Genomic DNA, 20,813 nt, shown 5'->3' with positions numbered 1-20,813 from the left:
AGGTAAGTTTGAGCGGACGAAGCCGCACGTGAACGTAGGCACGATCGGCCACGTTGACCACGGCAAGACGACGCTGACGGCGGCGATCACGACGATTCTGTCGAAGAAGTTCGGTGGCGAGGCGAAGGCCTACGATCAGATCGATGCGGCGCCGGAAGAGAAGGCTCGCGGCATCACGATCAACACCGCGCACGTCGAGTACGAGACGGCTACCCGTCACTACGCCCACGTGGATTGCCCGGGTCACGCCGACTACGTGAAGAACATGATTACCGGAGCGGCGCAGATGGACGGCGCGATCCTGGTGTGTTCGGCCGCTGACGGCCCGATGCCTCAGACTCGTGAGCACATCCTGCTGGCCCGCCAGGTCGGTGTGCCGTACATCATCGTCTTCCTGAACAAGTGCGACATGGTCGACGACGAAGAGCTGCTCGAACTGGTCGAAATGGAAGTGCGCGAGCTGCTGTCCAAGTACGACTTCCCGGGCGACGACATCCCCATCGTCAAGGGCTCCGCGCTGAAGGCGCTGGAAGGTGACCAGTCCGACATCGGCGAACCGGCGATCTTCCGCCTGGCCGACGCCCTGGATAGCTACATCCCGACCCCGGAACGTGCCATCGACAAGCCCTTCCTGCTGCCGATCGAAGACGTGTTCTCCATCTCGGGTCGAGGTACTGTGGTGACCGGTCGTGTCGAGCGCGGCATCGTGAAGGTTGGCGAAGAAATCGAAATCGTCGGCATCAAGCCCACCGTCAAGACCACCTGCACCGGCGTGGAAATGTTCCGCAAGCTGCTGGACCAGGGTCAGGCGGGTGACAACGTCGGCGTGCTGCTGCGCGGCACCAAGCGTGAAGACGTCGAGCGTGGTCAGGTGCTGTGCAAGCCGGGTTCCATCACCCCGCACACCCACTTCACGGGCGAAATCTACGTGCTGTCGAAGGAAGAGGGTGGTCGTCACACTCCGTTCTTCAACAACTACCGTCCGCAGTTCTACTTCCGTACCACGGACGTGACCGGTTCCATCGCGCTGCCGGAAGGCACCGAGATGGTGATGCCGGGCGACAACGTGTCGATCACCGTGAAGCTGATCGCCCCGATCGCCATGGAAGAAGGCCTGCGCTTCGCGATCCGCGAAGGTGGCCGTACCGTCGGCGCCGGTGTCGTCGCCAAGATCATCGAGTAATCCTTAGTCGATTGCTGGATGGGGAAGCGCACTCGAAAGGGTGCGCTTTGTAGTCTCTGCTGCAGGGGCATAGCTCAATTGGCAGAGCGTCGGTCTCCAAAACCGAAGGTTGGGGGTTCGATTCCCTCTGCCCCTGCCAAATTATCCGGAAGTCATTGTTCCGATGGCCGATAAGTTGAAGTTCGCGCTGGCTTTGGCGCTGGTCGCGGCCGGCGTGGTCGGCTTCTATCTGCTCTCCGAGCAGCCCTTGGTGCTGCGTGTCCTGTCGGTTCTGGCCGGTTTGGGTGCTGGTGTTGCCGTGGCTTGGTTCTCCGAGCCGGGGCGCCGCTTCGTCGAGTTTGCTCGCGAAGCGGTAGTCGAGACAAAGAAAGTCGTATGGCCCAGTCGTAAGGAAACCGTTCAGACGACGGGCTTGGTGTTCGCCTTCGTGGTTGTGATGGCGATCTTTCTGTGGCTGACGGACAAGAGCCTGGAGTGGGTGCTGTACGACCTCGTTCTGGGTTGGAAATGATCATGGCGAAGCGCTGGTACGTGGTTCACGCCTATTCGGGCTTCGAGAAGTCGGTTCAGCGGGCGTTGGTTGACCGCATCGCGCGAGCCGGCATGCAGGATTTCTTTGGCCAGATCCTGGTTCCGGTCGAAGAAGTCGTGGAAATGAAGGGCGGCCAGAAGAGCATCTCCGAGCGTAAGTTTTTCCCGGGCTATGTGCTTGTGGAAATGGAGATGAACGACGAGAGCTGGCATCTGGTGAAATCGACCTCCAAGGTCACTGGCTTTGTCGGTGGTACCGCCAATAAGCCCACCCCGATCTCCGAGAAGGAGGTCGAAAAAATCATGCAGCAAATGCAAGAGGGTGTGGACAAGCCGCGTCCCAAGGTTCTCTTCGAGACTGGAGAGGTGGTTCGCGTGAAGGAAGGTCCGTTCACCGACTTCCATGGTTCCGTTGAAGATGTGAACTATGAAAAGAGCAAGCTGCGTGTTTCCGTGACCATTTTTGGTCGGGCGACGCCAGTGGAATTGGATTTCGCCCAGGTCGAGAAGACCTGAGGCTGATGAGGCGGGCACGTGAGTGCCCGCTTTTTGCCCGTTGACGCGGGTAAATGGAGGAGCGTCGGCTCAGGCCGGCGCGCTAGTACTCAATCTAGGAGTGTGCCGCAATGGCAAAGAAAATCATTGGCTACATTAAGCTGCAGGTGCCGGCCGGCAAGGCCAACCCCAGCCCCCCGATTGGTCCCGCGCTGGGTCAGCGCGGTCTGAACATCATGGAATTCTGCAAGGCCTTCAATGCCAAGACTCAGGGCATGGAGCCGGGCCTGCCGATTCCGGTGGTGATCACAGCCTTCGCGGACAAGAGCTTCACCTTCATCATGAAGACGCCGCCGGCGACCGTCCTGATCAAGAAGGCGGCCGGTGTCCAGAAGGGTTCGCCGAAACCTCATACCGATAAGGTCGGCTCCATCAGCCGCGCTCAAGTCGAAGAAATCGCCAAGGGCAAGATGCCTGACCTTACTGCTGCCGACCTCGAGGCTGCCGTGCGTACCATCGCCGGTTCCGCTCGCAGCATGGGCATCACCGTGGAGGGCCTGTAATCATGGCGAAAGTTTCTAAGCGTGTTCAGGCGCTGCGCGCCAAGATCGACCGTAACCGTACTTACCCGGTGGCCGAGGCGCTGGCGCTGGTGAAGGAATGTGCCACAGCCAAGTTCGACGAGTCGATCGACATCGCCGTCAATCTCGGCGTCGATGCACGTAAGTCGGATCAGGTCGTCCGTGGCTCCGTCGTTCTGCCTGCCGGTACCGGCAAGACCGTGCGCGTGGCCGTGTTTGCCCAGGGCGACAAGGCTGAGGCCGCTCGTGCCGCTGGTGCGGATGTCGTCGGGTTCGACGACCTCGCCGAGCAGGTGAAGGCTGGCAACATTGCGTTTGACCTCTGCATCGCTACGCCGGATGCCATGCGCGTGGTTGGTCAACTGGGTCAGATCCTTGGTCCGCGTGGCCTGATGCCGAACCCGAAGGTCGGTACCGTGACCATGGATGTCACCACTGCCGTCAAGAATGCCAAGGCTGGTCAGGTCCAGTACCGTACCGACAAGGCTGGCCTGGTTCACGCCACCATCGGCCGTGCTTCCTTTGGCGTCGAAGCGCTGCAGCAGAATCTCAACGCTTTCGTCGATGCTCTGGTTAAGGCACGTCCGGCTGCTGCCAAGGGCGTGTATCTGCGTCGTATCGCGCTGTCCAGCACCATGGGCAGTGGCGTTCGCGTTGAAACGAGTACCGTTTCCGCCTGAGGCGGGGAATAAAGAACTTTGGGACACGCTTGTGCTTCGGCGCGGGCGTGGATCGTCAAAGACCGCAGGTGCAGTCGCTTCGGCGGCCGCTTAATTGTCCCGGTGACGCCTGCGCAGACGGTGTGCCCAGAACAGGATTGGCTGAAGCAAGGCCGCTCTCCTGATCCAGGTCGCCGTGGGTGCGAACCGCTAACAGCGGTTCGTGTGTGGACTTGAAAGGAGGAAGGACCCATGGGTCTCAATCTCGATGACAAGAAAGCCGTAGTGGCAGAGGTGTCGGCACAAGTGGCCAACGCCCAGACCATCGCGGTGGCCGAGTATCGCGGCATCGCGGTGGGCGATCTCACCTCGCTGCGTGCGAAGGCCCGCGAGTCTGGCGTTTACCTGCGTGTGCTGAAGAACACCCTGGTGCGTCGCGCGATCGCCGATACCCCGTTCGCCGATCTGGCTGACCAGCTTACTGGTCCGCTGATCTATGGCATTTCGGAAGATCCGGTTGCTGCCGCCAAGGTGCTCAACGACTTTGCGAAGGGCAATGACAAGCTGGTGCTGAAGGCCGGTTCCTATGCGGGCAAGACGCTCGACAAGGCCGGTGTGCAGGCGCTCGCTTCCATCCCGAGCCGCGAAGAGTTGCTCGCCAAGCTGCTGGGCGTCATGCAGGCGCCGGTCTCCGGCTTCGCCGGTGCGCTCGCCGCCCTCGCCAAGAAGCGCGAGGAAGAAGGCGCCGCCGCCTGAGCCTCAGGCACTACAGTTTTCAGAATAGTTTCGATTTTGGAGTGATTTGATATGGCTATCAGCAAAGAAGACATCCTCGAAGCCGTTGGCTCGATGACCGTTATGGAATTGAACGACCTGGTCAAGGCGTTCGAAGAGAAGTTCGGCGTTTCCGCTGCTGCCCTGGCTGTGGCTGCTCCGGGTGGCGGTGGCGCCGCTGCCCCGGCTGCTGAAGAGAAGACCGAGTTCGACGTGATCCTGACCGCCGCTGGCGAGAAGAAGGTCGAAGTCATCAAGGTCGTCCGTGCCGCTACCGGTCTCGGCCTGAAGGAAGCCAAGGACGTCGTCGACGGCGCCCCGAAGGCTGTGAAGGAAGGCGTGTCCAAGGCCGACGCCGAGGCGCTGAAGAAGCAACTGGAAGACGCTGGCGCCAAGGTCGAGATCAAGTAATACTCGCCTTTCCAGCAGGGCTGGCGCTCCTAGGGGTGCCAGCCCTTTCGTGCTTTGTACTGAAGCATGAGGCCAGAACAAAGCGCCCCCGGAAGTGTTGCAGTTTTTTTCAGATATCTAGGCAACCGCGGGCGCTGTGTTCTGTCTTTTCGAAGTTCGACCTCTAGCCGGAGCATTCATGGCGTATTCCTACACTGAGAAGAAGCGTATCCGCAAGAGCTTCGCCAAGCGCGCGGCCGTGCTCGATGCGCCTTTCCTGCTCGCCACCCAAATCGAGTCGTTCGCCTCGTTCCTGCAAGCGGAAACGTTGCCCGAAACGCGTCAAAACCAGGGCTTGCAGGCTGCGTTCACCTCGATTTTCCCGATCTCCAGCCATAGCGGGAACGCCCGGCTGGAGTTCGTCCAGTACATGCTGGGCGAGCCGGCGTTCGATGTGAAGGAATGCCAACAGCGCGGTCTGACCTTTGCGTCGCCGCTGCGTGCGCGTGTCCGCCTGGTCATCATGGACCGCGAAGCGCCGAAGGAAACCATCAAGGAAGTTAAGGAGCAGGAAGTCTACATGGGCGAGATTCCGCTCATGACGGATACCGGCTCCTTTGTCATCAATGGTACCGAGCGGGTCATCGTCTCCCAGCTGCACCGTTCTCCGGGCGTGTTTTTCGAGCACGACCGTGGCAAGACCCATTCCTCCGGCAAGCTGCTGTTTTCCGCGCGCATCATTCCATATCGGGGTTCCTGGCTGGACTTCGAGTTCGATCCCAAGGACTACCTGTACTTCCGCGTCGACCGTAGGCGCAAGATGCCGGTGACCATCCTGCTGCGTTCCATTGGAATGACGCCGGAGGAGATCCTTGAGACCTTCCACGACTTCGACGCATTCCAACTGGCTCCGGAAGGCGCTCAGTTCGAACTGGTGCCGGATCGCCTGCGCGGGGAAGTGGCCCGCTTCGACATCGTCACGCCGGACGGCAAGGTAATCGTGGCGCGCGACAAGCGCATCACCGCGAAGCACATCCGGGAACTGGACCAGGCCGGTGTCAAGACCATCGCGGTGCCGGACGACTTCCTGCTGGGTCGCGTGATCGCCAAGAACGTCGTGGATGCGGAAACCGGCGAGCTGGTCGCCCGTGCCAACGACGAGATCACCGAAGATCTGCTCGGCAAGCTGCGCGACGCCCGGGTAGTTGATCTGCAGACCCTGTACATCAACGACCTCGACCGCGGCGGCTACATCTCCCAGACGCTGCGCATCGATGAGACCGCCGACCAGTGGGCCGCCAAGGTTGCGATCTACCGCATGATGCGCCCGGGCGAGCCGCCCACCGAGGACGCGGTGGAAGCCCTGTTCCAGGGGTTGTTCTATGCGGAAGAACGCTACGACCTGTCCTCCGTCGGCCGCATGAAGTTCAATCGTCGTGCCTATCCCGAGAAGATCGACGACAAGGCGCCGGGCTGGCTGAAGCGTTTCTACGAGAAGGTCGGGCCCCACGGCGAGGAAGGTGTTGGCGTGCTGGCCAACGAAGACATCCTGGCCGTGATCGGCGTGCTGGTCGAGTTGCGCAATGGCCGCGGCGAGATCGACGACATCGACCACCTTGGCAACCGTCGCGTGCGTTCCGTCGGCGAGCTGGCAGAAAACCAGTTCCGTGCCGGTCTGGTCCGTGTCGAGCGGGCGGTGAAGGAGCGCCTGTCCCAGGCTGAGTCCGACAACCTGATGCCCCATGACCTGATCAACGCCAAGCCGATCTCGGCCGCGATCAAGGAGTTTTTCGGCTCCAGCCAGCTCTCCCAGTTCATGGACCAGACCAATCCGCTGTCCGAGATCACCCACAAGCGCCGTGTTTCCGCGCTGGGCCCGGGCGGTCTGACCCGCGAGCGTGCCGGCTTCGAAGTCCGCGACGTGCACCCGACCCACTACGGCCGCGTGTGCCCGATCGAGACGCCGGAAGGTCCGAACATTGGCCTGATCAACTCGCTGGCCGTTTATGCCCGCACCAACCGTCACGGCTTCCTCGAGACGCCGTACCGCAAGGTGGCGGACGGCAAGGTCACCAACCAGATCGACTTCCTGTCCGCGATTGAGGAAGGCCAGTACGTGATCGCCCAGGCCAACGCCGAAATCGCCGGTGACGGGTCCCTGGCGGGCGACCTGGTTTCCTGCCGCCACAAGGGCGAGTTCACGCTGGCGACCGCCGATCAGGTCCAGTACATGGATGTGGCCCCGGGCCAGATCGTGTCCGTCGCAGCCTCGCTGATTCCGTTCCTGGAGCATGACGACGCGAACCGTGCGTTGATGGGCGCCAACATGCAGCGTCAGGCGGTTCCCTGCCTGCGTCCGGAGAAGCCGCTGGTCGGTACCGGCATCGAGCGCACCGTGGCGGTGGACTCGGGCACCGCGGTGCAGGCGAAGCGTGGCGGCCTGGTCGACTACGTCGATGCCCAGCGTATCGTGGTGCGGGTGAACGATGCCGAAACCCTTGCGGGTGAAGTCGGTGTCGACATCTACAACATGATCAAGTACACCCGTTCCAACCAGAACACCAACATCAACCAGCGTCCTGTGGTGAAGGTGGGCGACCGCATCGCCAAGGGCGACGTAATCGCCGACGGCGCCTCCACCGACTTGGGTGAATTGGCGCTCGGCCAGAACATGCTGGTCGCGTTCATGCCGTGGAACGGCTACAACTTCGAAGACTCGATCCTGATCTCCGAGCGCGTGGTTGCCGACGACCGCTTCACCTCGATCCACATCGAGGAACTGACCGTGGTTGCGCGCGATACCAAACTGGGGCCCGAGGAAATCACCCGCGACATCGCGTCGCTGGGCGAAGCCCAACTGTCCCGTCTGGACGAGTCCGGTATTGTCTATATCGGTGCCGAAGTCGAAGCCGGCGACGTGCTGGTCGGCAAGGTCACGCCCAAGGGCGAAACCCAGCTGACGCCGGAGGAGAAGCTGCTGCGTGCGATCTTCGGCGAGAAGGCGTCCGACGTTAAGGACACCTCGCTGCGCGTGCCGTCCGGCATGACCGGCACCGTCATCGACGTGCAGGTCTTCACCCGTGAGGGCATCGAGCGCGACAAGCGCGCCCAGTCCATCATCGACGATCAACTGCGCAGCTTCAAGACCGATCTGGCCGACCAGATGCGCATCGTGGAGCGGGACGCCTTCGCGCGTATCCAGCGCATGATCGTCGGTCAGAAGGCCAACGGCGGTCCGAAGAAGCTGAGCAAGGGCACTGCGATCACCGTCGAGTACCTGGACACGCTGGAGCCCTACCACTGGTTCGACATCCGCATGGCGGACGAAGAGCTGGCAATCCAGCTTGAAGCCATCCGCGAAGGGCTGGAAAAAACCCGTAAGGACTTCGAGCAGGCCTTCGAGATCAAGAAGAAGAAGCTCACTCAGGGCGACGAATTGCCCCCGGGCGTGCAGAAGATGGTCAAGGTCTACCTGGCGGTGAAGCGCCGTCTGCAGCCGGGCGACAAGATGGCAGGCCGTCACGGCAATAAGGGTGTGGTGTCCAAGATCGTTCCGGTCGAAGACATGCCCTACATGGAAGATGGCACCCCGGTCGATATCGTGCTCAACCCCTTGGGCGTGCCCTCGCGGATGAACATCGGTCAGATCCTGGAAACCCACCTTGGGTGGGCGGCCAAGGGCCTGGGCCAGCGCCTGGACAAGATGCTGCGTGCGAATGCAGCCGCCAGTGAAGTGCGCGGTCTGCTGGAGGAGATCTACAACGGCAGCGGCAAGCCGGAAGACTTCTCCGGCTTCAGCGACGAAGACGTCGTCGAACTGGCCTCGAACCTGAAGAAGGGCGTGCCCTTTGCGACTCCGGTGTTCGACGGAGCCAAGGAAGAAGAGATCTCCAAGATGCTGGAACTGGCCGGCCTGCCGGTCGGCGGCCAGGTGACGCTGTTCGACGGCCGCACCGGCGAGCCCTTCGAGCGCAAGGTGACCGTTGGTTACAAGCACGTGCTGAAACTGCACCACTTGGTCGATGACAAGATGCACGCCCGTTCCACCGGCCCGTACTCGCTGGTGACCCAGCAGCCGCTGGGCGGCAAGGCGCAGTTCGGCGGTCAGCGTTTCGGGGAAATGGAGGTTTGGGCGCTCGAAGCTTACGGCGCGGCATATACCTTGCAGGAGATGTTGACGGTCAAGTCGGACGACGTTACCGGCCGTACCAAGGTGTACGAAAACATCGTCAAGGGCGAACACAAGATCGACTCCGGGATGCCCGAGTCCTTCAACGTGCTGGTGAAGGAAATTCGTTCCCTGGCGATCGACATCGATCTGGACCGCGATTGAACCCGCACATTGCGCAACCCGCATGTGCCGGATGGAGTGATACATGAAGAGCCTGCTCGCTGACCTGTTCAAGCAAACCCTGCCGAACGAGGAAGAGTTCGAAGCGATTACGATCGGCCTCGCCTCGCCGGACAAGATCCGGTCGTGGTCCTATGGCGAAGTCAAGAAGCCGGAGACGATCAACTACCGTACCTTCAAGCCCGAGCGCGACGGCCTGTTCTGCGCCAAGATCTTCGGGCCGGTGAAGGACTACGAGTGCCTGTGCGGCAAGTACAAGCGCCTGAAGCACCGCGGCGTGATCTGCGAGAAGTGCGGCGTCGAAGTGACCCTGTCCAAGGTGCGCCGCGAGCGCATGGGTCACATCGAGCTCGCCAGCGTCGTTGCCCACATCTGGTTCCTGAAGAGCCTGCCCAGCCGTCTGGGCATGGTGCTGGACATGACCCTGCGCGATATCGAGCGCGTGCTGTACTTCGAAGCCTTTGTCGTCGTTGAGCCGGGCATGACGCCGCTCAACCGGGGTCAGTTGCTGACTGAGGACGACTACCTGGCGAAGGTGGAAGAGTACGGCGATGACTTCGACGCCGTGATGGGCGCCGAAGGCATCCGTGAACTGCTGCGCACATTGGATGTGAATCTCGAGATCGAGAAGCTGCGTGGCGATCTCGAAACCACCAACTCCGAAGCCAAGATCAAGAAGTTCTCCAAGCGCCTGAAGGTGCTGGAGGCCTTCCAGCAGTCAGGCATCAAGCCGGAATGGATGATCCTGGAGGTGCTGCCGGTACTGCCGCCGGACCTGCGTCCGCTGGTTCCGCTGGACGGTGGCCGCTTCGCCACCTCCGACCTGAACGACCTCTATCGCCGCGTTATCAACCGGAACAACCGCCTGAAGCGGCTGCTGGAGCTGAAGGCCCCGGACATCATCGTCCGCAACGAGAAGCGCATGCTGCAGGAGTCGGTGGACTCCCTGCTGGACAATGGCCGCCGTGGCAAGGCGATGACCGGTGCCAATAAGCGTCCGTTGAAGTCGCTGGCCGACATGATCAAGGGCAAGGGCGGTCGTTTCCGTCAGAACCTGCTGGGCAAGCGGGTCGACTACTCCGGCCGTTCCGTCATTACCGTGGGCCCGCAGCTCAAACTGCACCAGTGCGGCCTGCCGAAGCTGATGGCGCTGGAACTGTTCAAGCCCTTCATCTTCAACAAGCTGGAGCTGATGGGGCTGGCCACGACCATCAAGCAGGCGAAGAAGATGGTGGAGTCCCAGGAGCCGGTGGTGTGGGACATCCTGGAAGAGGTGATCCGCGAGCATCCGGTGATGCTGAACCGCGCGCCCACCCTGCACCGCCTCGGCATTCAGGCTTTCGAGCCGGTGTTGATCGAAGGCAAGGCGATCCAGCTGCACCCGCTGGTCTGCGTGGCCTTCAACGCCGACTTTGACGGCGACCAGATGGCGGTCCACGTTCCCCTGTCGCTGGAAGCGCAGATGGAAGCCCGCACGCTGATGCTAGCCTCCAACAACGTGCTGTCGCCTGCCAACGGCGACCCCATCATCGTTCCGTCGCAGGACATCGTGCTGGGCCTGTACTACGCTACCCGCGAGGGGGTGAACGTACCGGGTGAAGGCATGCTGTTCGCCGACGTCGGTGAGGTGAAGCGCGCCTACGAATCGGGGCAGATTTCGCTGCACGCCCGGGTCACTGTGCGGCTGAAGGAGTTCGACCGGGGCCCCGAGGGCGAGCGTCTGGAGCGCGTGGTGCGCCATAACACCACCGCCGGTCGCGCGATCCTGTCGGAGATCCTGCCGGCCGGGCTGCCTTTCAGCGTCATCGACAAGCCGTTGAAGAAGAAGGAAATCTCCAAGCTGATCAACGCTTCCTTCCGCCGCTGCGGTCTGCGCGCGACGGTGATCTTCGCCGATCAGCTGATGCAGTTCGGTTACCGGCTGGCGACGCGCGCCGGTATCTCCATCGCGGTGAAGGACATGTTGGTCCCGAACCTGAAGGAGGACCTGATCCGCGCGGCCGAATCCGAGGTCAAGGAAATCGCCCAGCAGTACACCTCCGGTCTGGTGACCGATGGCGAGCGCTACAACAAGGTCGTTGATATCTGGGGCCGCTGCGGCGACCAGGTAGCGAAGGCGATGATGGAGCAACTCGGCCAGGAAGAGGTGACCAACCGCGAGGGCGCGACGGTCAAGCAGGAGTCCTTCAACTCCATCTACATGATGGCGGACTCGGGCGCGCGGGGTTCCGCCGCCCAGATCCGCCAGCTCGCCGGCATGCGCGGCCTGATGGCCAAGCCGGACGGCTCCATCATCGAAACCCCGATCACCACCAACTTCCGTGAAGGTCTGAACGTTCTGCAGTACTTCATCTCGACTCACGGCGCCCGTAAGGGGCTGGCCGATACCGCGCTGAAGACCGCGAACTCCGGCTACCTGACCCGGCGTCTGGTGGACGTGACTCAAGATCTGGTGGTCATCGAGGACGATTGCGGCACCCGTGAGGGCTTCAACATGAAGGCCCTGATCGAAGGTGGTGAAGTCGTCGAGCCACTGCGCGAGCGTATCCTGGGCCGGGTCTGCGCTGAGGACGTGGTCAATCCGGACACCCAGGAAACCGCCATTGAGGCCGGCACGCTGCTGGACGAAGATGCCGTCGAGCTGATTGAAAGCCTGGGCGTGGATGAGGTCAAGGTTCGCACGCCGCTGACCTGCGAGACCCGCTATGGCCTGTGCGCCAAATGCTACGGCCGGGATCTGGGCCGTGGCAGCATGGTCAATGCCGGCGAGGCCGTTGGCGTGATCGCCGCGCAGTCGATCGGTGAGCCGGGTACGCAGCTGACGATGCGGACCTTCCACGTCGGCGGTGCAGCCTCGCGGGCCGCGGCTGCCAGCGGTGTCGAGGCCAAGTCGGCCGGTACCATCCGCTTCGCCGGCAACATGCGCTACGTTTCCAACGCCAAGGGCGAGAAGGTCGTCATTGCCCGTTCGGCCGAACTGGTGGTTGCGGACGACATGGGGCGTGAGCGTGAGCGTCACAAACTGCCGTACGGCGCGACGCTTGCGGTGGATGACGGTGCAACGGTCAAGGCTGGCGCGCAGCTGGCGAGTTGGGACCCGCACACCCGACCCATCGTTACCGAGTACAGCGGTATCGTGAAGTTCGAGAACGTGGAAGAGGGGGCCACCGTAGCCAAGCAGATCGACGAGGTGACAGGTCTGTCCACGCTGGTGGTCATCGACTCCAAGCGCCGCTCCAGTTCGGGCTCCGCCAAGGGTGTGCGGCCGCAGGTGAAGCTGTTCGATGAGCAGGGCCAGGAAGTGAAGATCACGGGTACCGATCACCCGGTTACCATCACCTTCCAGGTCGGCTCGCTGATCACCGTCAAGGACGGCCAGCAGGTGAGCGTGGGTGATGTGCTGGCGCGTATCCCGCAGGAATCCGCCAAGACCCGCGACATTACCGGTGGTCTTCCGCGTGTTGCCGAGCTGTTCGAAGCCCGCTCGCCCAAGGATGCAGGGCTGCTGGCCGAGTACACCGGTACCGTTTCCTTCGGCAAGGACACCAAGGGCAAGCAGCGCCTGGTGATCACCGAACCGGATGGCACGGTGCACGAGTTCCTGATCCCGAAGGACAAGCACCTGATGGTCCACGACGGTCAGGTGGTGAACAAGGGGGAACTCATCGTCGACGGCCCTGCCGATCCGCACGACATCCTGCGCCTGCAGGGCATCGGCGAACTGGCGCGTTATATCATCGATGAAGTGCAGGACGTGTACCGTCTGCAAGGCGTGAAGATCAACGACAAGCACATCGAGGTGATCGTTCGCCAGATGCTGCGCCGTGTTGTGATCACTGATCCGGGCGATACCAAGTTCATCCGTGAAGAGCAGGTCGAGCGTTCCGAAGTGCTGGACGAAAACGACCGTATCAGCGCGGAAGGCAAGCTGCCGGCTCAGTACGAGAATGTGCTGCTGGGTATCACGAAGGCCTCGCTGTCCACCGACTCCTTCATCTCCGCGGCTTCGTTCCAGGAAACGACCCGCGTGTTGACGGAGGCCGCGATCATGGGCAAACGCGACGAACTCCGCGGTCTGAAGGAGAACGTCATCGTGGGCCGCTTGATTCCGGCGGGTACGGGTCTGGCCTATCACCGCAGCCGCAAGTCGCAGGCGATCGGCGACGATCTCGGCGCCGAGCATGCCTGGGCGCCGGTGGAGCCTGTTGTCGAAGCGCCGCAGGACATTCAGGCGAGTTGACTTTCGTTTTGTCTCCGGCCTAAAATCCGGCCTCTTTTTGTGGACTGACCAATCGTAGTCAGTCGCAGCCGGAATAAACCGCCCGAGGCGGCCCGTGGTGGGCTGCCTCGGTTTTTTGGGAAATTCTTAAGCTATGCCAACAATCAATCAGCTGGTCCGCAAGCCGCGGCAGATGGAGGTCACCAAGAGCAAGGTGCCTGCGCTGGAGGCTTGCCCGCAGAAGCGTGGTGTCTGCACCCGCGTCTATACCACGACTCCGAAGAAGCCGAACTCCGCGCTGCGTAAGGTGGCGAAGGTTCGTCTGACCAACGGTTTCGAGGTCATCTCCTACATCGGCGGCGAAGGTCACAATCTGCAGGAGCACTCCGTGGTCCTGATTCGTGGCGGCCGCGTGAAGGACTTGCCGGGTGTGCGTTATCACATCGTGCGTGGCTCCCTCGATCTGCAGGGCGTCAAGGACCGGAAGCAATCGCGCTCCAAGTACGGTGCCAAGCGCCCGAAGAAAGCCTGATTGTCGGCAAAAAATTAGCGAGAGGTTGTCATGCCGCGTCGTCGTGAAGTACCCAAGCGTGAAGTTCTGCCGGATCCGAAATTCGGTTCCCAGGATGTTTCCAAGTTCATCAATGTGATCATGCAGGCGGGCAAGAAGTCCGTCGCCGAGCGCATTGTCTATGGTGCCTTCGAGCACATCACCAGCAAGGCCAGCAAGGACCCGCTGGAGGTCTTCGCGGCCGCAGTTGCGAATGTCAAGCCGGTGGTTGAGGTAAAGAGCCGTCGTGTTGGTGGTGCCAACTATCAGGTGCCTGTTGAGGTTCGTCCCTCTCGGCGTATGGCGCTGTCCATGCGCTGGCTGCGTGAGGCGGCTCGTAAACGGGCGGAGAAGTCGATGGCCCAGCGTCTGGCGGGTGAGTTGCTGGAAGCGGCGGAAGGTCGCGGCGCGGCGATGAAGAAGCGCGAAGAAGTGCACCGCATGGCCGAAGCCAACAAGGCGTTCTCGCACTACCGCTTCTGATTTGTTCGGTGAGCGGTATATCGGGCCCTGCGAAGGGCTCGATTGTTTTGTAACGCAATAATCAGATCGGCGCGGTCTCCGCGGGATCTCTCCAAGGCAGGAAAAGTATCGTGGCTCGCAAGACTCCTATCGAGCGCTACCGCAACATCGGTATCTCCGCTCACATCGACGCCGGCAAGACGACTACGACCGAGCGCATCCTCTATTACACCGGTGTGAATCACAAGATCGGTGAAGTGCATGATGGCGCCGCGACCATGGACTGGATGGCGCAGGAGCAGGAGCGTGGCATCACCATCACCTCCGCTGCGACCACCTGCTTCTGGAAGGGCATGGATCTCTCCCTGCCGGAGCATCGCTTCAACATCATCGACACCCCGGGGCACGTGGACTTCACCATCGAAGTCGAGCGCTCGATGCGCGTGCTGGACGGCGCCTGCATGGTGTATTGCGCTGTCGGTGGCGTGCAGCCGCAGTCCGAGACAGTGTGGCGTCAGGCGACCAAGTACAAGGTTCCCCGTCTCGCTTTCGTGAACAAGATGGACCGCTCCGGTGCTAACTTCTTCAAGGTCGTGGACCAGATGAAGACGCGCCTGAAAGCGAATCCGGTGCCTATCGTGATCCCCATCGGGGCCGAAGACACGTTCACTGGTGTCGTCGATCTGATCAAGATGAAGGCGATCATCTGGGACGAGGCTTCGCAGGGCATGAAGTTCGAATACCGCGACATCCCCTCCGAGCTGCAGGCTGATGCCGAATCCTGGCGCGAGCAGATGGTCGAGGCGGCTGCCGAGGCTTCCGAAGAGCTCATGAACACCTATCTCGAGAACGGCGAGCTGTCCGAAGAGCAGATCAAGCTGGGTCTGCGCACGCGCACCATCGCGTGTGAGATCCAGCCGATGCTGTGCGGCACTGCGTTCAAGAACAAGGGCGTGCAGCGCATGCTGGACGCGGTTATCGAGTTCCTGCCCTCGCCTGTGGATATTCCGCCGGTCGCGGGCACCGACGACAACGAAGCGGAAGTGGTCCGCAAGGCCGATGACGGTGAGAAGTTCTCGGCGCTGGCGTTCAAGCTGATGACCGACCCGTTCGTAGGCCAGCTGACCTTCGTGCGCGTTTACTCCGGCGTGCTGAGCTCCGGCGAAACGGTGCTGAACTCCGTCAAGGGCAAGAAGGAGCGCATCGGCCGCATCCTGCAGATGCACGCCAACGAGCGTGAGGAAATCAAGGAAGTGCTGGCTGGCGACATCGCTGCCTGCGTGGGTTTGAAGGAAGTGACCACGGGTGAGACTTTGTGCGATCCGTCTGCCCCCATCATCCTGGAGCGCATGGTGTTTCCGGATCCGGTGATCCACGTTGCCGTCGAGCCGAAGACCAAGGGCGACCAGGAGAAGATGGGTATTGCGCTGGGGCGCCTGGCTGCTGAGGATCCGTCCTTCCGCGTGCGTACCGACGAAGAGTCTGGTCAGACCATCATTTCCGGGATGGGTGAACTGCACCTCGAGATCATCGTTGACCGCATGAAGCGCGAGTTCAACGTCGAGGCGAACGTCGGTGCGCCGCAGGTTGCCTATCGCGAAGCGATTCGCAAGTCTGTCGAGCAGGAAGGCAAGTTCGTCAAGCAGTCCGGCGGTCGTGGTCAGTACGGTCACGTCTGGATCAAGCTGGAGCCGAACGAGACTGGCAAGGGTTACGAGTTCGTTGATGCCATCAAGGGTGGCGTGGTCCCGCGCGAGTACATTCCTGCGGTCGACAAGGGGCTGCAGGACACGCTGCCGAATGGCGTGCTGGCCGGGTTCCCGGTGGTGGATGTGAAAGTCACGCTGTTCGATGGCTCCTACCACGATGTGGACTCGAACGAGAATGCGTTCAAGATGGCTGCGTCAATGGCGTTCAAGGACGCGATGCGCAAGGCTAACCCGGTGTTGCTCGAGCCGATGATGGCTGTCGTGGTTGAAACGCCGGAGGACTACATGGGTAACGTCATGGGCGATCTTTCCGGTCGTCGCGGCATCGTTCAGGGTATGGACGACCTGCCTGGCGGCATGAAGGAGATCAAGGCTGAGGTGCCGCTGGCCGAGATGTTCGGCTACGCCACCCAGCTGCGGTCGCTCTCCCAGGGGCGCGCGACCTACTCCATGGAGTTCAAGCACTACTCCGAGGCGCCCAAGAGTGTCGCCGAAGCAGTCATCAACAATCGCAAGTAATAACTAAGAGCTACGAGGAAGAGCAATGGCTAAGGGTAAGTTTGAGCGGACGAAGCCGCACGTGAACGTAGGCACGATCGGCCACGTTGACCACGGCAAGACGACGCTGACGGCGGCGATCACGACGATTCTGTCGAAGAAGTTCGGTGGCGAGGCGAAGGCCTACGATCAGATCGATGCGGCGCCGGAAGAGAAGGCTCGCGGCATCACGATCAACACCGCGCACGTCGAGTACGAGACGGCTACCCGTCACTACGCCCACGTGGATTGCCCGGGTCACGCCGACTACGTGAAGAACATGATTACCGGAGCGGCGCAGATGGACGGCGCGATCCTGGTGTGTTCGGCCGCTGATGGCCCGATGCCGCAGACCCGCGAGCACATTCTGCTGGCCCGCCAGGTCGGTGTGCCGTACATCATCGTCTTCCTGAACAAGTGCGACATGGTCGACGACGAAGAGCTGCTCGAACTGGTCGAAATGGAAGTGCGCGAGCTGCTGTCCAAGTACGACTTCCCGGGCGACGACATCCCCATCGTCAAGGGCTCCGCGCTGAAGGCGCTGGAAGGTGACCAGTCCGACATCGGCGAACCGGCGATCTTCCGCCTGGCCGACGCCCTGGATAGCTACATCCCGACCCCGGAACGTGCCATCGACAAGCCCTTCCTGCTGCCGATCGAAGACGTGTTCTCCATCTCGGGTCGAGGTACTGTGGTGACCGGTCGTGTCGAGCGCGGCATCGTGAAGGTTGGCGAAGAAATCGAAATCGTCGGCATCAAGCCCACCGTCAAGACCACCTGCACCGGCGTGGAAATGTTCCGCAAGCTGCTGGATCAGGGTCAGGCGGGTGACAACGTCGGCGTGCTGCTGCGCGGCACCAAGCGTGAAGACGTCGAGCGTGGTCAGGTGCTGTGCAAGCCGGGTTCCATCACCCCGCACACCCACTTCACGGGCGAAATCTACGTGCTGTCGAAGGAAGAGGGTGGTCGTCACACTCCGTTCTTCAACAACTACCGTCCGCAGTTCTACTTCCGTACCACGGACGTGACCGGTTCCATCGCGCTGCCGGAAGGCACCGAGATGGTGATGCCGGGCGACAACGTGTCGATCACCGTGAAGCTGATCGCCCCGATCGCCATGGAAGAAGGCCTGCGCTTCGCGATCCGCGAAGGTGGCCGTACCGTCGGCGCCGGTGTCGTCGCCAAGATCATCGAGTAATTTCTATCCGAGGCGACCTTCGGGTCGCCTCATCGCTCTTTGGAATAAATCATGCAGAATCAGAAAATCCGCATCCGTCTGAAAGCCTTCGACTATCGCCTGATTGACCAGTCTGCGCTGGAAATCGTCGAGACCGCGAAGCGTACCGGTGCGGTTGTGCGCGGTCCCGTTCCGCTGCCCACCCGTATCGAGCGTTTCAACCTGCTGCGTTCGCCGCACGTGAACAAGGCGTCCCGAGATCAGATGGAAATCCGTACCCATCAGCGTCTGATGGACATCATCGACCCCACCGATAAGACGGTGGATGCGCTGATGAAGCTGGATCTCCCGGCGGGTGTGGATGTCGAGATCAAGCTCCAGTAAGCAGTCCGCTTGCAGGGTTTTGAAAAAGGCCGGTATAATCCGGCCTTTGTGCCTATTGGCGCAATAATTTGAGCGACCCCGGTCAATCGCAACCGGGAATCAGGAGAAAAAAATGAGTCTAGGCCTTGTTGGACGCAAGGTCGGCATGACTCGCATTTTTGCCGAGGATGGTCGTTCCATTCCGGTGACTGTGCTTGACGTGTCCGACAATCGCGTGTCCCAGATCAAGACGCCTGAATCAGACGGCTATGCCGCGGTTCAGGTCGCATTCGGCAAGCGTCGTGCTAGCCGTCTGGTCAAAGCTGCGGCGGGTCACCTTGCCAAGGCCGGTGTCGAGCCGAGCCGGGGTCTCAAGGAGTTCCGTGTCGAGGGTGAGCAACTCGCCGGTTTCAAGGCGGGGGATGTCATCTCCGCGGAGATCTTTTCCGTTGGTCAAAAGGTTGATGTGACGGGTGTATCGATCGGTAAGGGTTTCTCTGGTCCGATCAAGCGTCATAACTTCTCTTCTAACCGTGCTTCCCACGGTAACTCCATTTCCCACAACTCGCCGGGCTCCATTGGTATGGCGCAGGATCCGGGTCGCGTTTTCCCGGGTAAGCGCATGGCTGGCCAGTACGGCGCTGCTCAGCGCACCACGCAAGGGCTGGAAGTGGTTCGTGTGGATGCCGAGCGTCAGCTTCTGCTGATCAAGGGTGCGGTGCCTGGTGCCAAGGGCGGCGACGTTGTCGTTCGTCCGGCGGTCAAGGCCTAAGGGGAGTTACGCAATGGAATTGAAACTCTTGAACGATCAGGGGCAGGCGGCGGCTACGCTGCAGGCTTCCGATACCCTGTTCGGGCGCGACTACAACGAAGCGCTGGTCCATCAGGTGGTTACCGCCTACATGGCGAACGCCCGCTCCGGCAATCGCGCCCAGAAGGGGCGGTCCGAAGTCTCCAAGTCGACGCGTAAGCCTTTCCGTCAGAAGGGTACGGGTAACGCGCGTGCCGGTATGGCGTCCAGCCCGCTGTGGCGTGGCGGCGGCAAGATCTTTCCGAACTCGCCTGACGAGAACTTCAGCCAGAAGGTCAACCGCAAGATGTATCGGGCTGGTGTGGCTTCCATTCTTTCTCAGCTGGCGCGTGAAGATCGCTTGGCGGTGGTGGAGAGCTTCAGCGTCGAGGCGCCGAAGACCCGCCTGCTGACCCAGAAGCTGAAGGGCATGGGTTTGGAGTCGGTGCTTGTGATTACCGACGAAGTCGATGAGAACCTGTTCCTGTCTGCCCGCAACCTGCATAAGGTTCTGGTGCTCGAGGTCCAGGAAGCCGATCCGGTGTCGCTGGTTCGTTTTCCCAAGGTCCTGGTGACCAAGGGTGCGCTGGCGAAGATGGAGGAAGCCTGGCAATGAGCGCAATCAATCAGGAGCGTTTGCTGCAGGTGCTGCTGGCGCCGCAGATCTCCGAAAAGGCGACTTTCATCGCCGAGAAGAATGAGCAGGTTGTTTTCAAGGTGGCTTCCACCGCAACCAAGCCTGAAGTGAAGGCGGCTGTCGAGTTGCTGTTCAAGGTTGAAGTGAAGTCGGTCCAGATCGCGAATGTGAAGGGCAAGACCAAGCGCTTCGGCCGCTCCATCGGTCGGCGCAAGGACTGGAAGAAGGCGTTTGTCTGCCTGAAGCCTGGCCAAGAAATCAACTTTGCGGCTGGGGAGTAATTGATCATGGCACTGGTAAAACTCAAGCCGACATCCGCAGGCCGTCGTGCGATGGTCAAGGTTGTCAACCCTGACCTGTACAAGGGCCGCCCGTTCGATGGTCTGATCGAGAAGAAGACCAAGAATGCCGGTCGTAACAACGGCGGTCGAGTGACCGTTCGTCACCAGGGTGGCGGCCACAAGCAGCACTATCGGGTGATTGATTTCCGTCGCAACAAGGATGGAGTCGTCGCCAAGGTCGAGCGTCTGGAATACGACCCCAACCGCTCTGCGAACATCGCGTTGCTCTGCTATGCCGATGGCGAGCGCCGATACATCATTGCTCCGCGTGGTGTCGAGGTCGGCCAGCAGATCGTGAGTGGCGCCGAGGCGCCGATCAAGCCGGGTAACGCCCTGCCGATCCGCAACATCCCGGTGGGCTCCACCATTCACTGCGTCGAGATGATGCCGGGTAAGGGGGCTCAGCTCGCCCGTGCTGCCGGTACCTCGGTCCAGCTGCTGGCGCGCGAAGGGGTGTATGCCCAGCTGCGTCTGCGCTCCGGTGAAATCCGTCGCGTGCACGTCGAGTGCCGCGCGACCATCGGTGAGGTGGGGAACGAAGAGCATAGCCTGCGCAAGATCGGCAAGGCGGGCGCGAACCGCTGGCGCGGCATCCGTCCGACCGTTCGCGGCGTGGCGATGAACCCGGTGGATCACCCGCACGGTGGTGGCGAAGGTCGCACCGGCGAGGGCCGTGTTCCGGTCAGCCCGTGGGGGCAGCCCACCAAGGGCTACCGTACTCGCCGCAACAAGCGCACTGACACGATGATCGTGCAGCGTCGTCACAAGCGTTAAGGGGTAACAGATGGCTCGTTCTATCAAGAAAGGCCCGTTCATCGACGCGCACCTCCTCAAGAAGGTGGACGCCGCACGGGCGAGCAATGACAAGCGTCCGATCAAGACCTGGTCTCGCCGTTCCACGGTGCTGCCCGACTTCGTCGGCCTGACGATCGCTGTGCATAACGGCCGTCAGCACATCCCGGTGTATGTGTCCGAGAACATGGTCGGCCACAAACTGGGCGAATTTGCGCTGACGCGTACCTTCAAGGGTCACGCCGCCAGCAAGAAAGCGAAGAGGTAAGAAG

The 20,813-nt window shown here is 61.4% G+C and carries 19 protein-coding genes and 1 tRNA gene; all 20 read left to right on the top strand.

From position 1 onward, the window contains the following. On the top strand, window positions 1–1,183 hold a 1,183-nt coding region (gene tuf / locus C7389_RS08980), incomplete at its 5' end, for an elongation factor Tu (RefSeq protein WP_133590662.1). A 63-nt stretch (window positions 1,184–1,246) separates the two neighbouring features. Next, window positions 1,247–1,322 (top strand) — tRNA-Trp (locus C7389_RS08975). A 24-nt stretch (window positions 1,323–1,346) separates the two neighbouring features. After that, window positions 1,347–1,694 carry a preprotein translocase subunit SecE gene (gene secE, locus C7389_RS08970; protein WP_133590502.1) on the top strand — a complete coding sequence of 116 codons (348 nt, stop codon included), beginning with the start codon at window positions 1,347–1,349 and terminating at the stop codon, window positions 1,692–1,694. 2 nt (window positions 1,695–1,696) lie between these two features. Next, window positions 1,697–2,230 (top strand): transcription termination/antitermination protein NusG, encoded by a 534-nt coding sequence (nusG, locus tag C7389_RS08965; protein WP_133590500.1) that lies wholly within the window; start codon window positions 1,697–1,699, stop codon window positions 2,228–2,230. Between the two features lie 110 nt (window positions 2,231–2,340). Continuing rightward, window positions 2,341–2,772 carry a 50S ribosomal protein L11 gene (gene rplK / locus C7389_RS08960; RefSeq protein WP_133590498.1) on the top strand — a complete coding sequence of 144 codons (432 nt, stop codon included), beginning with the start codon at window positions 2,341–2,343 and terminating at the stop codon, window positions 2,770–2,772. 2 nt (window positions 2,773–2,774) lie between these two features. Then, the gene (gene rplA, locus C7389_RS08955) at window positions 2,775–3,470 is read left to right on the top strand and encodes a 50S ribosomal protein L1 (protein ID WP_133590496.1); all 696 of its coding nucleotides are present in this window, start codon (window positions 2,775–2,777) and stop codon (window positions 3,468–3,470) included. Between the two features lie 231 nt (window positions 3,471–3,701). After that, complete coding sequence (rplJ, locus tag C7389_RS08950; protein WP_133590494.1) at window positions 3,702–4,205, top strand: 50S ribosomal protein L10; 504 nt, start codon at window positions 3,702–3,704, stop codon at window positions 4,203–4,205. Between the two features lie 51 nt (window positions 4,206–4,256). Next, the gene (gene rplL, locus C7389_RS08945; RefSeq protein ID WP_133590492.1) at window positions 4,257–4,634 is read left to right on the top strand and encodes a 50S ribosomal protein L7/L12; all 378 of its coding nucleotides are present in this window, start codon (window positions 4,257–4,259) and stop codon (window positions 4,632–4,634) included. 178 nt (window positions 4,635–4,812) lie between these two features. Continuing rightward, entirely contained in the window at window positions 4,813–8,946 is a 4,134-nt protein-coding gene (rpoB, locus tag C7389_RS08940; RefSeq protein WP_133590490.1) for a DNA-directed RNA polymerase subunit beta, read from the top strand. A 43-nt stretch (window positions 8,947–8,989) separates the two neighbouring features. Further along, window positions 8,990–13,204, top strand: a complete 4,215-nt coding sequence (gene rpoC, locus C7389_RS08935; RefSeq protein WP_133590488.1) for a DNA-directed RNA polymerase subunit beta' — start codon at window positions 8,990–8,992, stop codon at window positions 13,202–13,204. A 133-nt stretch (window positions 13,205–13,337) separates the two neighbouring features. Next, on the top strand, window positions 13,338–13,715 hold the full coding sequence (rpsL, locus tag C7389_RS08930; protein ID WP_133590486.1) for a 30S ribosomal protein S12: 378 nt from the start codon (window positions 13,338–13,340) through the stop codon (window positions 13,713–13,715). A 30-nt stretch (window positions 13,716–13,745) separates the two neighbouring features. Further along, window positions 13,746–14,216, top strand: a complete 471-nt coding sequence (gene rpsG, locus C7389_RS08925) for a 30S ribosomal protein S7 (RefSeq protein WP_133590484.1) — start codon at window positions 13,746–13,748, stop codon at window positions 14,214–14,216. A 110-nt stretch (window positions 14,217–14,326) separates the two neighbouring features. Continuing rightward, window positions 14,327–16,423, top strand: coding sequence for an elongation factor G (gene fusA, locus C7389_RS08920; protein WP_133590482.1), 2,097 nt, complete (start codon window positions 14,327–14,329; stop codon window positions 16,421–16,423). Window positions 16,424–16,448: 25 nt separating this feature from the next. Then, window positions 16,449–17,639, top strand: a complete 1,191-nt coding sequence (tuf, locus tag C7389_RS08915; RefSeq protein ID WP_133590480.1) for an elongation factor Tu — start codon at window positions 16,449–16,451, stop codon at window positions 17,637–17,639. 51 nt (window positions 17,640–17,690) lie between these two features. Next, on the top strand, window positions 17,691–18,002 hold the full coding sequence (gene rpsJ, locus C7389_RS08910) for a 30S ribosomal protein S10 (protein WP_133590478.1): 312 nt from the start codon (window positions 17,691–17,693) through the stop codon (window positions 18,000–18,002). Window positions 18,003–18,114: 112 nt separating this feature from the next. Further along, on the top strand, window positions 18,115–18,753 hold the full coding sequence (rplC, locus tag C7389_RS08905; RefSeq protein ID WP_133590476.1) for a 50S ribosomal protein L3: 639 nt from the start codon (window positions 18,115–18,117) through the stop codon (window positions 18,751–18,753). 13 nt (window positions 18,754–18,766) lie between these two features. Then, on the top strand, window positions 18,767–19,387 hold the full coding sequence (rplD, locus tag C7389_RS08900; RefSeq protein ID WP_133590474.1) for a 50S ribosomal protein L4: 621 nt from the start codon (window positions 18,767–18,769) through the stop codon (window positions 19,385–19,387). Further along, window positions 19,384–19,689, top strand: coding sequence for a 50S ribosomal protein L23 (gene rplW / locus C7389_RS08895; RefSeq protein ID WP_133590472.1), 306 nt, complete (start codon window positions 19,384–19,386; stop codon window positions 19,687–19,689). The genes rplD and rplW overlap by 4 nt, the downstream gene beginning before the upstream one ends. Before the next feature lie 6 nt (window positions 19,690–19,695). After that, on the top strand, window positions 19,696–20,523 hold the full coding sequence (rplB, locus tag C7389_RS08890; protein ID WP_133590470.1) for a 50S ribosomal protein L2: 828 nt from the start codon (window positions 19,696–19,698) through the stop codon (window positions 20,521–20,523). 10 nt (window positions 20,524–20,533) lie between these two features. After that, window positions 20,534–20,809 (top strand): 30S ribosomal protein S19, encoded by a 276-nt coding sequence (gene rpsS / locus C7389_RS08885; protein ID WP_011767136.1) that lies wholly within the window; start codon window positions 20,534–20,536, stop codon window positions 20,807–20,809. Window positions 20,810–20,813: the final 4 nt, after the last annotated feature.

The organism is Azoarcus indigens, from assembly GCF_004361735.1.
Classification (GTDB): Bacteria; Pseudomonadota; Gammaproteobacteria; order Burkholderiales; family Rhodocyclaceae; genus Azoarcus; species Azoarcus indigens.
Note: the sequence above shows the minus strand (reverse complement) of the source record. Positions and strands in the feature narration are given on the sequence as shown.

Excerpts from the sequence above, each read along its gene's own strand:
- rpoC (WP_133590488.1), top strand. The coding sequence starts at position 8,990 with ATGAAGAGCCTGCTCGCTGACCTGTTCAAGCAAACCCTGCCGAACGAG.
- rpsS (WP_011767136.1), top strand. The coding sequence starts at position 20,534 with ATGGCTCGTTCTATCAAGAAAGGCCCGTTCATCGACGCGCACCTCCTC.
- rplJ (WP_133590494.1), top strand. The coding sequence starts at position 3,702 with ATGGGTCTCAATCTCGATGACAAGAAAGCCGTAGTGGCAGAGGTGTCG.
- rpsG (WP_133590484.1), top strand. The coding sequence starts at position 13,746 with ATGCCGCGTCGTCGTGAAGTACCCAAGCGTGAAGTTCTGCCGGATCCG.
- rplB (WP_133590470.1), top strand. The coding sequence starts at position 19,696 with ATGGCACTGGTAAAACTCAAGCCGACATCCGCAGGCCGTCGTGCGATG.
- rplD (WP_133590474.1), top strand. The coding sequence starts at position 18,767 with ATGGAATTGAAACTCTTGAACGATCAGGGGCAGGCGGCGGCTACGCTG.
- rpsJ (WP_133590478.1), top strand. The coding sequence starts at position 17,691 with ATGCAGAATCAGAAAATCCGCATCCGTCTGAAAGCCTTCGACTATCGC.
- secE (WP_133590502.1), top strand. The coding sequence starts at position 1,347 with ATGGCCGATAAGTTGAAGTTCGCGCTGGCTTTGGCGCTGGTCGCGGCC.
- nusG (WP_133590500.1), top strand. The coding sequence starts at position 1,697 with ATGGCGAAGCGCTGGTACGTGGTTCACGCCTATTCGGGCTTCGAGAAG.
- rplK (WP_133590498.1), top strand. The coding sequence starts at position 2,341 with ATGGCAAAGAAAATCATTGGCTACATTAAGCTGCAGGTGCCGGCCGGC.
- tuf (WP_133590480.1), top strand. The coding sequence starts at position 16,449 with ATGGCTAAGGGTAAGTTTGAGCGGACGAAGCCGCACGTGAACGTAGGC.
- rplW (WP_133590472.1), top strand. The coding sequence starts at position 19,384 with ATGAGCGCAATCAATCAGGAGCGTTTGCTGCAGGTGCTGCTGGCGCCG.
- rplA (WP_133590496.1), top strand. The coding sequence starts at position 2,775 with ATGGCGAAAGTTTCTAAGCGTGTTCAGGCGCTGCGCGCCAAGATCGAC.
- rplC (WP_133590476.1), top strand. The coding sequence starts at position 18,115 with ATGAGTCTAGGCCTTGTTGGACGCAAGGTCGGCATGACTCGCATTTTT.
- rpoB (WP_133590490.1), top strand. The coding sequence starts at position 4,813 with ATGGCGTATTCCTACACTGAGAAGAAGCGTATCCGCAAGAGCTTCGCC.
- rpsL (WP_133590486.1), top strand. The coding sequence starts at position 13,338 with ATGCCAACAATCAATCAGCTGGTCCGCAAGCCGCGGCAGATGGAGGTC.
- rplL (WP_133590492.1), top strand. The coding sequence starts at position 4,257 with ATGGCTATCAGCAAAGAAGACATCCTCGAAGCCGTTGGCTCGATGACC.